Genomic DNA, 14,588 nt, shown 5'->3' on the forward strand with positions numbered 1-14,588 from the left:
AGTTACTACGTTCTGATCACAGAAAAATCAGTGATAGATCGAATAGTGCTTGGCCGATCCAGTCCGCCAAGCTCTCCCATCAATATCTGATCAAGCCCTGAGCCGAAGTAAGTTCTCACTCTCAAGGAAGATCTTGCTGGATCAGCGCTGGAAGGGTTGGCCGAAGTGGAGATAATCGGCCCACCCCAGAGTTCACAGAGACTTTTTACCAGAGGATGCGCCGTCACACGTACGGCAACCTGTGAATGCTGCCCCTTTACCCAGTCAGGAATCAGGCCTAGAGGATCAGGCAAAAGCCAGGTATTGGGACCCGGCCAGGTCTGATCCAGCTGCGCTAACTGCTCCTCTGATAAGTCTTTCAGCAGAGGCGCAACCTGTTCAGCTGATGCGGCAATCAGAATCAGCCCCTTGTGTTCAGGGCGACGTTTCAGCTGTAACAGACGCCGCACAGCTTTGGCATTATAGGGATCACAGCCGAGACCCCAGACTGCCTCGGTTGGATAGGCGATAACACCGCCTGCCGACATGACCTGAACCGCTTGCTGTATCTGCCATGAGTTCATGCAGCACCTCACGAAGGCACAAAGCTGAACTGTGGTGCAGGCGCGCCTGGTAACAAACGGGAAGCCTGCTCGACACGCTCTAGCAGTGTCGGCAGATCCTCTGCAACCAGATTCAGATGCCCCAGTTTCCGGCCCGGACGTTCGCTTTTGCCATACAGATGCAGGTGAGCGCCTTCAATTTCCAGCAACCCCTTCACATCACCCAGCGTACCAATGATGTTCACCATACAGGTTGGGGCGATGGCATCTGTCGCCCCCAGTGGCAGCCCCTGAACAGCGCGCAGGTGATTTTCAAACTGACTGGTGACGGCGCCATTCTGGGTCCAGTGCCCTGAATTATGGACTCGCGGGGCCATCTCATTCGCCAGCAACGTACCATCTGCCTGCTGAAACAACTCCAGTGTCAGTACGCCGACATAGTTCAGACTGTCCAGCAAGCGGTGGATATAGCCTTCCGCCTGTTGCTGCACAGAAGCGGACACATCCGGCAAGGGTGCCAGAGAGTAACGCAGAATCCCCTCGGCATGATGATTTTCAGCCAGCGGATAGAACACCACGTCACCTTCGCGTCCACGCACGGCAATAATCGAAACTTCACGGACAAAATTGACAAAGGATTCCACAATCAGACGTGCATGACCTATCTGCTGCCAGGCCTGTTGCGCTTCCGCTGGGTCACGCAACACTGCCTGCCCCTTGCCGTCGTATCCTTCTGTAATCGACTTGGCCACCACGGCAGCCGCACCCTGCTGCATCAATTCTCGACAGGCATCCGCCAGTTGCTCGGCGGAATCGACCAGACGGTAATCAGCAACCGGGATATTCAATGCATCAAACAGCGATTTTTCAGCTTCTCGATTCTGACAAACGCGCAAGGCTTCAGCACTGGGGTAGAGTGGCTTATGCGCGGCGACCTGCTGTACCAACGGCAAGGGGAGGTGCTCAAACTCATAGGTGACAACATCAACCTGAGCAAGAAAATCCTGCAAAGTAGCCCCGGAAGGGTCACAGAGAGTCTCGCCAATATCAGCACTGGGACTGCCCGTTGTATCAAAAAAGGTAAACCGGTTTCCCAACGGATAACCGGACAACGCAAGCATTTGCCCTAACTGACCTGCGCCAAGCACACCTATACGCATCGACTTATACACCTATCTATCAACCACGGGGATCTGGATTATCCAGCACATTGCGAGTCTGCTCGTCACGGAAGCGTAACAGGGCAGAGCGCACTGCAGCATCCTGCAGCGCGACAATCTGTGCAGCCATAATACCGGCATTCGTGGCACCGGCCTTACCGATCGCCAGCGTACCGACAGGTATACCGCCTGGCATCTGTACAATCGACAACAGAGAATCCATACCACTCAGCGCCTTGGATTCAACCGGCACCCCAAGCACCGGCAAAGCCGTTTGAGAAGCAACCATGCCCGGCAAGTGTGCAGCGCCACCCGCACCGGCAATAATGACCTGCAGTCCACGGTCTGCGGCAGACTTGGCATACTCGAACAGCAAATCAGGAGTTCTGTGAGCTGAAACCACGCGTGTTTCATAAGGTACGCCCAATGTTTCGAGCATCTGCACTGCATGCTCCATCGTCGGCCAGTCTGACCGCGACCCCATGATGACACCAACTTTTGGCTGCATGATCTGAATCCTGTCGTGTTATCTGTTAAAAATCTGGCCCGGCAGGATACCCTTATTCGCCAGACGGGAAAAGTGAATCTGCTTCAAGGCCTATTCAGCATAGCGCCATATACCGGTCACCATGACTGGCTATTTTACCGTCAAGTTCAAAGTTTATCAGCAGTTGCTGTAAACGACTGACACTCATACCGGTTTCAGCATGTAACTGATCCAGCGTCATGGCTGACTGACGAATATGCTGCAAGACAGACTGTTGATCCGCAGTCAGTGATGACTCAGGTCCGGCGGACTCAGGTTCGACCTGCTGCGCCAGAAACCCCAGCATCGGCGCCAAAGGCTCACATATCTGCTGCTGATTTTCGACCAGCCAGGCACCTTCACGGATTAATGCATGGCAACCTTTGGACAAGGGATTATGAATCGATCCTGGTATTGCAAACACCTCTCGCCCTTGATCCATGGCCAGACGAGCGGTGATCAGCGAACCGCTGCGCAACGCGGCTTCAATCACCAGCGTACCCACCGACAAGCCACTGATGATACGATTACGACGCGGAAAGTGCTCCGGACGTGGACGCGTCCCTGGCGGAAATTCCGACACCAGCAGCCCACCATTCGCCAGCATCTGATCGGCCAGCGTCTGATTTGTACGAGGATAAATCAGATCAGGACTACTCCCCAAAACGGCAAGTGTGCTCCGACCCGCGCGCAAGGCACCCTGATGTGCCGCCGTGTCCACGCCCTGAGCCAAGCCACTGGTAATCACAAAACCACTTTTCGCCAGCGACGCTGCGAACTCTGTTGCACAGGCGAACCCTTGAACTGACGGCTTGCGACTGCCAACCACCGCCAGTTGAGGCTGATCCAGCAACCGGGCATCACCACGTAGCCACAGAACAGGTGGCGGATCACTGATCTGGCGTAACAGCGACGGATAATCATCACACGCCATCGACAGCACCTGAATATCAAGCATTCCGGCATGCTCGATCAGTCGACTGGCATCATCTCTGAGCTGTTGCAGGGAGTGTTTACGCAATGCATGGCGGGTATCGGCCCGAAGCCGTATGGATGCAGGTAACTGCTGCTCCAGCAGAGCAGTGGGGGAGTAACCTTCTACTGCCAACCGTGCCAAGGTTGCCGGGCCGACACCCGGTAGCTGGCTGGCAGCGATCCAGTCCCTTGGATCGCTCGACATAATCAGTCCTTAATGTGGATTACGGATTTCATCACCTACGGAAACCACATTAGTGGCCCGCATGATCAGGCCATAACTGACCTTATCGAAAGACTTGAACACCATCAGAATCCCGGCATGCTCGGAAGGCAGCTGAATCTGATCGCGCGCCACCGGATCACGGACAACTTCACCGGTCCGATAAATCGAAAACACATGCCCAGGTTCAATTTGCTCACGCTGCCCCACGTTCAGCACCACTGCATCAAACTGCCCGGCACTGGCGACACCCTTCAGCAAGCCGATGATCAACCCCTCAACACCTTCAGGTGCTGGCTTGGGATGAAAAACGGACTGAATACGGGTTTCTTCCGTTGGCAACACACGGTAGGTTGCCCGCACCTCTTCATTGGAGCTGCGCAAATCCATGGAGATCACTTCATCTGCCACACCGCTGATCCGCGCATCGGCAACCTTATACAGCTCGTAGCCCAGGAATTCACCGGTCACTGGATCAACATACTCACGCGCCGGGCGGTAAACTGCCTGGTTTCGATCTGTACGCACCAGCTCACCCCGCGCATACACACGATCTCCGGCACCACTGACCAGACGCCGGTTTTCGCCAGCGACTACATAAGGCGCAGCCTGCAGCAGATCGTCCTGCACCACCAGATTATCGCTGATAAAGCTATTGATATCTCTCAGCGGAATGGCCGGAATCGCTTGTTCTAGCGGCATTTCACGTACCTGAGGGCTCAGTCGCCCATCGCCGGGACGCAACCCCAGACGAGGCTGCCCATCCACCCAGGTCAGATAAATAACATCACCCGGATAAATAAGATGCGGATTTTCAATCTGAGGATTGACGCCCCAGATTTCTGGCCAGCGCCAGGGACGGTTGAGAAAGTGCCCGGAAATACCCCAGAGCGTATCACCTCTGACCACGACATACTCGGTCGGATGGTCCGGTCTGAGCTCTATCGGATCTTGCCGGGTTTGTGCCTGGCTGGCACCGGAAAAAAGCAAGCCTGCTACGAGCAGACCACAAAGCAGTTGTTTCATATCCGCTTCCCTTTGATCAGATACCGGCTCAGCGCTCAATTTTCGGGCAATTCAACGCATATCCGGGCATCATAACAATGCATTCAATTTAGTATTCAGTATAATAGGCATATTAGACCGAAACGTCACCTATCAGGCCCATTCTAGCCCTTTAAATGATGCAGACCTATGTCCAAGCTCAATATTCTTGAATTTCCCGATCCACGTTTACGCACAATTGCTGCCCCAGTCGAGCAGGTTGATGATGAAATCCGCCAGCTTGTCGATGATATGTTCGAAACCATGTATGCCGCCAACGGTATAGGTTTGGCCGCCACTCAGGTGAATGTTCATCTGCAGGTTGTAGTTATCGACCTCTCGGAAGAGAGCAACGAGCCACTGGTTCTGATCAATCCCAGCTTCACGGTCATCGAAGAAGAAAAGGACGAAATGCAGGAAGGCTGCCTTTCTGTCCCCGGTTTCTATGAAACAGTTGAACGCCCACGTCGCATTCGGGTTGAATCACTGGATCGCGATGGCAAACAGCAAACCTTTGAAGCTGACGGGCTGCTGGCTGTCTGCATCCAGCATGAGCTGGATCACCTGAACGGCAAACTGTTCGTGGACTACCTCTCCAGACTCAAGCGCGAGCGCATCCGTGGCAAACTGGAAAAGCAGCACAAGCTCGATCAACAACCGCAACGCTGATTCTGGCTCGGAGGCCCGCGCATGAGTTCACCGCTACGCATCGTCTTTGCCGGCACCCCCGAGTTTGCAGCCAGCAGTCTGGCCGCACTGCTGCACTACGACTGTCAGCTGGTAGGCGTCTACACCCAGCCAGATCGTCCGGCAGGTCGCGGTCAGAAGCTGACACCCAGCCCGGTCAAACAACTGGCGCTGGAGCACGGACTGGAAGTGTTTCAGCCACTGAACTTCAAGTCTGACGAAGCCTTACAGACGCTGACCGAGTTGCAGCCTGACCTGATGATTGTCGCGGCCTACGGCTTGCTGTTACCTCAGTCAGTGCTCGACCTGCCACGTCTCGGTTGCATTAACGTGCATGCATCACTGTTGCCGCGCTGGCGTGGTGCCGCACCGATCCACCGTGCGCTGCTGGCCGGCGATAGCGAAACCGGCATTACTATCATGCAAATGGCGCTCGGCCTGGACACGGGCGATATGCTGTACAAGAAATCGTTGGCCATTCATACCGATGATACCGCCGGAAGCCTGCATGACCGACTGGCGACCCTCGGAGCAGAGGCCTTGCTGGAAAGCCTGCCATTACTGGAGCAGGGCAAGCTGACGCCGGAAGTACAGGATGACAACCTGAGTTGTTATGCGGCAAAGCTGCTGAAAGAGGAAGGCCGCCTGGACTGGACTCGTCCAGCCGCAGATCTGGCACGACAAATACGCGGTTTGAATCCCTGGCCGGTTGCTTTCTGTTACCTGAATGAACAACCCCTGCGCATCTGGACTGCCGAAGCAGTATCCGGGAGCACAGAGGCAACGCCCGGCACCCTCGTAGCGCTGCACCAGAAGCAGGCGCTCGACATTGCTACCGGAGACGGCATCCTGCGACTCACTCAGGTGCAGCTGCCAGGCAAGCGCGCACTGCCGGTCAGCGCGTTGCTCAATGGCCAACATCCTTTCACACCCGGTCTGAGGTTGGATTTGTGTCAGACGCCCGCCTGATTGCTGTACAACTCATCGCGTCCTTGCTGTCAAAGCAGGGCTCACTGAACGCCTTGTTACCGGGTGCTCTGCAGCAGGTCAGCCCACGTGATACCGCCTTACTGCAGCAACTGGTATATGGCTGTACCCGTGAATTCTTCCGCCTCGACGCGCTGGCACAGCAGCTGTTGAAAAAGCCCTTTGAATCACGCGATTACGATCTCTATGCCGTGCTGCTATTGGGACTTTATCAGCTGCGTGAACTGCGCATTCCGGCACATGCGGTAATTCATGAATCCGTCGAACTGCCGAAGCGCCTGAACAAGCCTTGGGCACAAGGACTGATCAATGCGGTACTGCGACGCTACCAGCGCGAATCCGTAGAACTCGACCAAACCCTGTCTCAGGCAGATGATACTTATCACTGGAATCACCCTGAATGGATGCGTACCAAGCTGCAGCATAACTGGCCTGATCACTGGCAACACCTGCTACTGCAGAACGATATACGTGCTCCCATGACTTTGCGGGTCAATAAGCGCTTACTTACACGTGATGACTTTATGGAGCTGCTACTGGAAGCCGGCATTGAGGCTCAGCCGGGTCAGATGTCTGAGCAGGCTGTGATTCTGGAGCAGCCACTGGACGTACGCGATATTCCCGGTTTCAGCGAAGGTTTGTGCAGCGTTCAGGATGAAGCCGCACAACTCAGCGGTTCACTACTGGCCGCTCAGCCCGGTGAACGCATTCTGGATGCCTGCGCAGCGCCAGGTGGAAAACTCTGCCATCTGTTGGAAAACCTCGCAGATCAGGCCGATATTCAGGCTCTGGAGCTGAACCCGGTACGCATGCCGCGCATTCAGGAAAACCTTCAGCGCCTCAAGCTGGACCCTTATTGCACCCTGCTGCAGGGCGATGCATCTCAACAGGACTGGTGGGACGGGATCGCCTATGATCGCATCCTGGTTGATGCTCCCTGTAGTGGCAGCGGCGTGATTCGCCGTAACCCGGATATCAAGCTGTTGCGTGAGAATGAAGATCTGCTCAAACTGGCCAGCCTGCAACTGGCCATACTGGACAACCTCTGGCAGCTGCTGAAACCGGGCGGCACGTTGCTCTATGCCACCTGTTCGGTGTTCCCGCAAGAAAACGAGCGCATCATCGAACGCTTTTGCAAGCAACACCCGGATGCTGAGCATCAGGCTCTGGCACTTGACTGGGGCCTTGAACGCCCCTATGGCCAACAATTTTTTCCACAATTACACAGTCATGATGGCTTTTTCTATGCCAAACTGTGGAAGTCGGACGCGAGTGGATCAAGCGAAGCATGAACATCATTATTCTCGGAGCAGGGCAGGTAGGTGGCACACTGGCAGAAAATCTTGCCAGTGAAGCCAATGATATTACGATCATCGATACCGATGCCGCACGCTTGAGAGAATTGGCGGATCGTCTGGATATACGCACCCTGGATGGACCGGCATCCAACCCCTCCATGCTGGCACAGGCTGGTGCGCGGGATGCCGACATGCTGATCGCCGTGACCAATTCCGATGAGGTCAACATGATCGCTTGTCAGGTGGCACACACTATCTTCAACATCCCGACCAAAATCGCCCGTATCCGTGAACACGACTACCTGTACAACGACCGCTCACTGTTTGGCTCCAAAGCCATGCCGGTGGACGTTCTGATCAGCCCGGAAGAAGCGGTTACCCTGCACATCAAAAAAATGATCCAGCACCCGGGCGCACTTCAGGTACTCGACTTCGCCGATGGCAAAGCGCAGCTGGTTGCGGTGCGCGCCTACTATGGCGGTCCTCTCGTAGGGCGGGAAATATCTTACCTGCGCGCACACATGCCCAACGTAGACACCCGTGTTGCAGCGATTTTCCGTCAGGACCGCCCGATCATCCCGCAAGGCAATACCATCATCGAAGCAGATGATGAGGTGTTCTTTATTGCGGCGCAACGTGACATCCGCTCGGTCATGAGCGAGCTCAGACGCCTGGACAAGCCCTATCGTCGTATTTTGATCGCCGGTGGCGGCAACATTGGTGCCCGACTGGCCGAGAGCCTGGAAGACAGCTTTCAGGTCAAGATCATTGAGCGCTCACTGCCACGCTGCCAATCCCTGGCACGGCGTCTCAACAACACCATCGTGCTGCATGGCAGTGCTTCCGATCGCGATCTGTTGATTGAGGAAAACATCGAGGATACGGATGTTTTCTGTGCCCTGACCAACGACGACGAAGCCAACATCATGGCATCCATGCTGGCCAAACGTCAGGGCGCGCGTACGGTGATGACACTGATCAACAACCCCGCCTATGTAGATCTGGTACAGGGAGGGGTGATTGATATTGCCATTTCACCACAACAGACCACGATTGGCTCACTGCTCACCCACATACGCCGGGGCGATGTGGTCGCAGTACACTCCCTGCGCAGGGGTGCTGCTGAAGCCATGGAAGCCATCGCCCATGGTGATCGCAACTCCTCCAAAGTCGTTGGACGGGCGATTGAGGATATCAACCTGCCCGCCGGTACGACGATCGGTGCCATTATTCGTAATGATAAGGTACTGATCGCCCATGATGACATCGTGGTAGAGAACAACGACCACGTTATCCTGTTCCTGATCGACAAGCGCAAAATACCCGATGTGGAACGGCTGTTCCAGGTCGGCTTAACCTTCTTCTGAGGCAGAGCCATGCATTATCAGCTGACACTGCGTGTTTTGGGTATCCTGCTGATGCTGTTCAGTCTGGCACAGCTGCCTCCCATCGCAGTGTCCTTTTACTATGCTGATGGTGCTCATACAGCCTTCATTTCTGCTTTTTTTATTTTGCTGCTGTGTGGTTTTCTGATCTGGGTTCCATTCTACCGGGTACGGGGTGAGCTGCGTATTCGTGATGGATTCCTGATTACAGTACTCTTCTGGTCGGTACTGGGTGTTTTCGGGGCGATTCCACTCTACCTATCCACCGAACCCGACATGAGCCTTGTGGACTCGGTTTTTGAATCCATCTCCGGATTATCCACTACCGGTGCCACCGTCATTACCGGCCTGGATGACCTGCCACGCTCCATTCTGTACTACCGCCAGCAACTCCAGTGGCTGGGTGGCATGGGGATCATCGTACTGGCTGTCGCCATCCTGCCGATGCTGGGTATCGGGGGCATGCAGCTGTATCGCGCTGAAATACCAGGACCGGTGAAAGATACCAAACTGACACCGCGTATCACTGAAACCGCCAAAGCCCTGTGGATTATTTATGCATTACTGACCATCCTCTGCGGCCTTGCACTCTGGTATGCCGGTATGGCACCGTTTGATGCCATAGGTCATGCCTTCTCGACTGTCGCACTCGGTGGTTTTTCTACCCATGATGCCAGCATCGGTTATTACGACAATCCAGTGATTGAGCTGGTCATGATTCTATTCATGGTTGTCAGCGGGATGAACTTCGCTCTGCATTTTTTCGCCTGGCGTGCCCGCACCGTCAAACATTACTTCCAGGACTCAGAAGTAAAATTCTTTATCGGGGTGCTTGCGGTAACCTTCATCATCACACTGAGCGTATTACTGATTCATCAGGTCTATGAACCGCCTGAATCACTGCGTCAGGCGGCCTTCATGACCGTCGCAATTGCCACAACGGCAGGCTATAGCACAGGTGATTTTGCGCATTGGCCAGTGATGCTTCCCTTTATGCTGTTTGTAACAGCCTTTATCGGCGGTTGCGTAGGCTCAACGGGGGGAGGGATGAAGGTCATTCGCATTCTGTTGATCCTGAAACAGGGGCATCGTGAGCTGAAGCGTCTCGTACACCCCAATGCCATTTTCCCGGTCAAGGTCGGTGGCCGAACCATCCCGGACAGAGTTCTGCAAGCAGTCTGGGGGTTCTTCTCTGTCTACCTGCTGGTCTTCGTGATTCTGATGATTGCCCTGATGGGAACCGGCCTGGATCAGGTCACCGCCTGGTCTGCCATTGGTGCCACCATCACCAATCTTGGCCCAGGCCTCGGAGATGTTGCAGCCAATTACAGCAGCATCAACTCAACAGCCAAATGGCTACTCTGCTTTGCCATGCTGCTCGGCCGCCTGGAAGTGTTCACCCTGCTGGTACTCTTTACCCCGGTGTTCTGGCGTCGTTGATCAGTAGATGCTTTTCTCGCCCTCTGGGCGGCTGTTAAAGCGCTTATATTCCCACTGGTACTGCGCAGGCAGCTCACGGACACAACGTTCGACAGAGCGGTTCATGGCTGTACTGGCCAGCTGCAGATCACGAGACGTGATCTCTGCATCCGCTTCACTGAAGAAAATCTCAAATCCGGCGGCATCCGGCAAGCGGCGAGCATAGCCACAAATCACTCTGGCACCCGTTTGTGCAGCCAGTTGTGGCAGGAGTTTCATCGTCAGGGCAGGGATGCCAAAGAAGTCTGCGTAAATACCGCTATCTGCTTCCGGCTCCTGATCAGGCAAGATGCCAACCATTTCACTGCGCTTTAGCGCCTTCATCACCTTGCGCACACCCTGTACATTAGCCGGAGCCATATCGGTACCCAACCGGGCCCGCATACGCCGAATCAGGTTATCCAGCTGCTTCTGACGTGGGGGTTTATACATTGCAGTGAAAGGATAGCGGTTCGACAAATAGAGGTTCAACACCTCCCAGTTACCCAGATGCGGCGCAATCAGAATCACCCCTTTACCGGCAGCAATGCCCTCTGTAATCAGCGACTCGTGATGCACCGCACGAATGGTGTTCAGTGACCAACGCACCGGCCAGAGCCAGGACATACCCATCTCCGCAATGGACTGCCCGGTTTGCTCCAGACTTTCAGCCACCAACTGCTCACGCTCAGCTTGGCTTAACTCCGGCAGGCAAGCTTGCAAATTCGCCCGGGTATAGCGACACATACGGTTTGCATCCCCCTGACGGTACATCCGTCGACCGATACGCTTTCCCAGCGCCTGAGCCCAACGCAATGGCAGCAATGCCATCAAACCCAAGGCCAGCAGGGCCAATACACCTTTTATGCTTTTCACTGTCGCTCCAACCTGTTCTGATTCATTGCATTATACCCCATCGAAACACAAGATTATCCGTCAGATAGACGCCCTGAAGGACCTGTTCATGTATAATTATGGGTTTGTTTTGATCATTCAACTGTTAAGGTGATTCACGTGACTGACAAGGCTACTACAGACGTTAGCACATTTCAGGGCCTGATCCTCGCCCTGCAGCAATACTGGGGAGATCTGGGCTGCGTCATTGTCCAACCGCTCGATCTGGAAGTCGGTGCCGGCACCTTTCATCCGGCTACGTTCCTGCGCTCCATCGGCCCCGAGTCCTGGCGCTCTGCCTATGTGCAGCCCAGCCGCAGACCGACAGATGGACGCTATGGCGAGAACCCTAACCGCCTGCAGCATTACTACCAGTTCCAGGTCGTTCTCAAACCCTCTCCTGACAACCTTCAGGAGCTATTTCTGGGTTCATTAAAGCACATAGGGATCGACCCGCTGGTGCACGATATACGCTTTGTCGAAGACAACTGGGAATCACCCACACTGGGTGCCTGGGGTCTGGGCTGGGAAATCTGGCTAAACGGCATGGAAGTGACGCAGTTCACCTATTTCCAACAGGCAGGCGGACTTGAATGCTACCCGGTCACAGGCGAGCTGACCTACGGTCTTGAACGTATTGCCATGTATCTGCAAGAGGTGGATAGCGTCTACGACCTGATCTGGGCCAAACAACCTGATGGCAGTGTTGTGACCTATGGCGACGTGTTCCATCAGAATGAAGTGGAGATGTCGACCTACAATTTTGAGCACGCTGATGTCCCGACCCTGTTCAGCAACTTCGATCACTACGAGCGGGAATGCCACAAACTGCTTGAGGCTGAACTGCCCTTGCCAGCTTATGAAATGGTGCTGAAAGCCTCTCACACCTTTAACCTGCTGGACTCGCGTCATGCCATATCGGTAACCGAGCGGCAGCGCTACATTCTCAGAGTCAGAACCCTGGCACGCCTGGTCGCCCACGCCTATTTCGATAAACGCAAGGCGCTGGGTTTCCCGCTGGCACCAGAAGGAATACGCCAGGAAGTATTAGCGGCCTGCGAGGAGAAAAACGCATGAGTACACAGGATTTTCTGGTCGAACTTGGCACTGAAGAACTGCCACCGACATCATTGAACACTCTCGCCAGCGCCTTCCAGGCTGGTATCGAGCAGGGATTGCAACAGGCGGGCCTCAACTACCAATCAGCACGCTTCCATGCTTCTCCGCGACGCCTGGCTGTCTATGTTGAACAACTGCAGCTTTCACAGCCAGACCGTGAATTTGAAAAGCGCGGCCCCGCAACCCAGGCACCCGCACAAGCCGTTGAAGGCTTTGCCCGCTCATGCGGTGTCAGTGTGGACGCTCTACAGACCACTGAAGTCGGGAAAGGGCAGTACTATGTCTATCGTGGCATTGAGACCGGCAAGCCTGCCAGTGAACTGCTGCCAGATATCGTAAATGAATCACTTAACCAGCTGCCAATTCCCAAGCGCATGCGCTGGGGCAGTCGCCGCACCGAATTTGTTCGTCCGGTTCACTGGCTGATGATGCTACTGGGTGAAACTGTTATTCCATGCACACTGCTTGGTCTTACTGCTGGCCGCAAAACGCGCGGGCACCGTTTCCATTACCCCCACGACATTGAGATTCTGTCGCCACAGGATTATGTCACCAAGCTGGAAAATCCAGGTCACGTACTGGTTGATGTCAGCAAGCGTCGTGAAACCATCCGCCAGCAGGTGATGGCAGAAGCACAGAAACTCAACGCCCAAGTCGTGATTGATGAAGACCTGCTGGATGAGGTGACTGCGCTGAATGAATGGCCTGTCACCCTGACTGGGCGCTTTGAAGAGCGCTTCCTGGCCGTTCCCTCTGAAGCCCTGATCTCATCGATGAAGGCCAATCAGAAATACTTCCACCTTGTCGATGGCCACGGCAAGCTGCTGCCACACTTCATTACCGTCTCCAATATTGCTTCAACTGATCCGGCACAGATCATTTCAGGTAACGAGAAGGTGATCAGACCGCGCCTGGCCGATGCGGCGTTCTTTTTCGAACAGGACCGCCAGACCCCTCTGGCTGCACGCATTGAGAAACTCAAGAGCATCGTTTTCCAACACGACCTGGGCACTCTGCACCAGAAAACCGAGCGGGTACAGAAGCTGGCTGCCAGTATCGCCCGCCTGATCGATGGCAATCCTGACTATGCTGAACGTGCCGCAGAGCTGTCTAAATGCGATCTGATGACTAATATGGTCTTTGAGTTCACCGAGCTTCAGGGGCTTATGGGCTATCACTATGCATTGCATGATGGCGAGCCGGAAGAGGTTGCTCTGGCACTGAATGAGCAATATATGCCACGCTTTGCAGGCGATCAGCTTCCTGTTACCAAAACAGGCATGGCATTGGCGCTGGCGGATCGCATCGACACCATCACCGGTTTGTTCGCCATCAACCAGCCACCAACAGGCTCTAAAGATCCCTTTGCGCTGCGCCGCCAATCACTCGGGGTGTTGCGCATCCTGATTGAGCATCAACTGGATCTGGATCTGGAGCAGCTAGTCTCTCTGGCAGCTTCAAACTATCCTGAGCTACCCGGCAGTACCGATGTCGTCAAACGGGTTATCGACTTCATACTGGAGCGTTTCCGCGCCTGGTATGACGAGCAGGGCGTTAATGTTTCAGTCTATCTTGCTGTACATGCACTGCGTCCGACACGCCCGCTAGATTTCGACAAGCGTGTCAAAGCGGTCAGTCAATTCAGCACACTGGCTGAAGCCAGCGATCTGGCCGCAGCCAACAAGCGTGTTGCCAACATCCTGGCCAAACAGAGCTACAACCAAAGCGCTGGTGTAGTTGATAAAGCCCTGCTGTCTGAAGAGGCAGAACAAGAGCTGGCAACAGCGGTTGAACTGCTCAGCCACCAGGCCAAACCTCTCTTTGCCCAAGGCAAATACACTGAAGCGATGATGCTACTGGCATCACTCAACCCACAGGTTAACCGCTTTTTTGATGAAGTCATGGTCATGGCAGATGATGAATCTGTGCGACATAATCGTCTCTCTCTGCTGGCACATCTACGCGAGCTCTTCCTGGGTACTGCAGACATTTCGCTTCTCTAAGCACCAAGAAACGTATTAAGCCACGCTTTAACAAACCCCGCATTTGCGGGGTTTGTTATGTCTGAATGTTTCACGTGAAACATCGATACTCAGCGGTACAAAGCTGTCGGAGGGGAGGGGTGCAAAGCCCTATCAAAACCTCTAGCCCCTCCCTTCTTTTAACCTTTAAACAGAGTAACACTGCCTAAAGATAGACAAGCACCTATACCGATCCTCTTAAAAAATACGAAGCATAAGTAACTTATAACCGAACCAGAAAAGAGGGTAGGTCGGCATATTTTAGAGCG

13 protein-coding genes are annotated in these 14,588 nt (G+C 54.4%); 7 read left to right on the forward strand and 6 right to left on the reverse strand.

Annotated features, from left to right (window positions below):
- Nucleotides 1–5 precede the first annotated feature (5 nt).
- The 5 genes from tsaC to ADINL_RS00355 form a co-directional block, all read right to left on the reverse strand.
- On the reverse strand, nucleotides 6–563 hold the full coding sequence (gene tsaC / locus ADINL_RS00335) for an L-threonylcarbamoyladenylate synthase type 1 TsaC (protein ID WP_036542338.1): 558 nt from the start codon (nucleotides 561–563) through the stop codon (nucleotides 6–8).
- Between the two features lie 8 nt (nucleotides 564–571).
- Nucleotides 572–1,702 carry a 5-(carboxyamino)imidazole ribonucleotide synthase gene (locus ADINL_RS00340; protein WP_036542339.1) on the reverse strand — a complete coding sequence of 377 codons (1,131 nt, stop codon included), beginning with the start codon at nucleotides 1,700–1,702 and terminating at the stop codon, nucleotides 572–574.
- Nucleotides 1,703–1,721: 19 nt separating this feature from the next.
- Nucleotides 1,722–2,210 (reverse strand): 5-(carboxyamino)imidazole ribonucleotide mutase, encoded by a 489-nt coding sequence (gene purE, locus ADINL_RS00345; protein WP_036542340.1) that lies wholly within the window; start codon nucleotides 2,208–2,210, stop codon nucleotides 1,722–1,724.
- A gap of 94 nt (nucleotides 2,211–2,304) precedes the next feature.
- Nucleotides 2,305–3,408 carry a DNA-processing protein DprA gene (dprA, locus tag ADINL_RS00350; RefSeq protein WP_036542343.1) on the reverse strand — a complete coding sequence of 368 codons (1,104 nt, stop codon included), beginning with the start codon at nucleotides 3,406–3,408 and terminating at the stop codon, nucleotides 2,305–2,307.
- 9 nt (nucleotides 3,409–3,417) lie between these two features.
- On the reverse strand, nucleotides 3,418–4,452 hold the full coding sequence (locus ADINL_RS00355; protein ID WP_036542346.1) for a LysM peptidoglycan-binding domain-containing protein: 1,035 nt from the start codon (nucleotides 4,450–4,452) through the stop codon (nucleotides 3,418–3,420).
- A gap of 168 nt (nucleotides 4,453–4,620) precedes the next feature.
- Between ADINL_RS00355 and def the strand changes: the two genes are divergently transcribed.
- From def to ADINL_RS00380, 5 genes are read left to right on the forward strand one after another with little or no spacing between them, the layout of a single operon-like run.
- Entirely contained in the window at nucleotides 4,621–5,139 is a 519-nt protein-coding gene (def, locus tag ADINL_RS00360; protein ID WP_036542349.1) for a peptide deformylase, read from the forward strand.
- Nucleotides 5,140–5,160: 21 nt separating this feature from the next.
- Nucleotides 5,161–6,126, forward strand: coding sequence for a methionyl-tRNA formyltransferase (gene fmt, locus ADINL_RS00365; protein ID WP_036542352.1), 966 nt, complete (start codon nucleotides 5,161–5,163; stop codon nucleotides 6,124–6,126).
- On the forward strand, nucleotides 6,108–7,436 hold the full coding sequence (gene rsmB, locus ADINL_RS00370) for a 16S rRNA (cytosine(967)-C(5))-methyltransferase RsmB (RefSeq protein ID WP_036542355.1): 1,329 nt from the start codon (nucleotides 6,108–6,110) through the stop codon (nucleotides 7,434–7,436). Before fmt ends, rsmB begins: the two co-directional genes overlap by 19 nt.
- Nucleotides 7,433–8,809, forward strand: coding sequence for a Trk system potassium transporter TrkA (gene trkA, locus ADINL_RS00375; protein ID WP_036542356.1), 1,377 nt, complete (start codon nucleotides 7,433–7,435; stop codon nucleotides 8,807–8,809). Before rsmB ends, trkA begins: the two co-directional genes overlap by 4 nt.
- Nucleotides 8,810–8,818: 9 nt before the next feature.
- Entirely contained in the window at nucleotides 8,819–10,267 is a 1,449-nt protein-coding gene (locus ADINL_RS00380) for a TrkH family potassium uptake protein (RefSeq protein ID WP_036542357.1), read from the forward strand.
- Here ADINL_RS00380 and ADINL_RS00385 read toward each other — a convergent pair whose 3' ends face one another.
- Nucleotides 10,268–11,161, reverse strand: a complete 894-nt coding sequence (locus ADINL_RS00385) for a lysophospholipid acyltransferase family protein (protein WP_036542358.1) — start codon at nucleotides 11,159–11,161, stop codon at nucleotides 10,268–10,270. It lies immediately after the preceding gene.
- Nucleotides 11,162–11,299: 138 nt separating this feature from the next.
- On the opposite strand from ADINL_RS00385, the gene glyQ reads away from it, so the two are divergent.
- Nucleotides 11,300–12,256 (forward strand): glycine--tRNA ligase subunit alpha, encoded by a 957-nt coding sequence (gene glyQ / locus ADINL_RS00390; RefSeq protein WP_051632426.1) that lies wholly within the window; start codon nucleotides 11,300–11,302, stop codon nucleotides 12,254–12,256.
- Nucleotides 12,253–14,301, forward strand: coding sequence for a glycine--tRNA ligase subunit beta (gene glyS / locus ADINL_RS00395; RefSeq protein WP_036542360.1), 2,049 nt, complete (start codon nucleotides 12,253–12,255; stop codon nucleotides 14,299–14,301). The genes glyQ and glyS overlap by 4 nt, the downstream gene beginning before the upstream one ends.
- Nucleotides 14,302–14,588: the final 287 nt, after the last annotated feature.

The organism is Nitrincola lacisaponensis, from assembly GCF_000691225.1.
Lineage (GTDB): Bacteria > Pseudomonadota > Gammaproteobacteria > Pseudomonadales > Balneatricaceae > Nitrincola > Nitrincola lacisaponensis.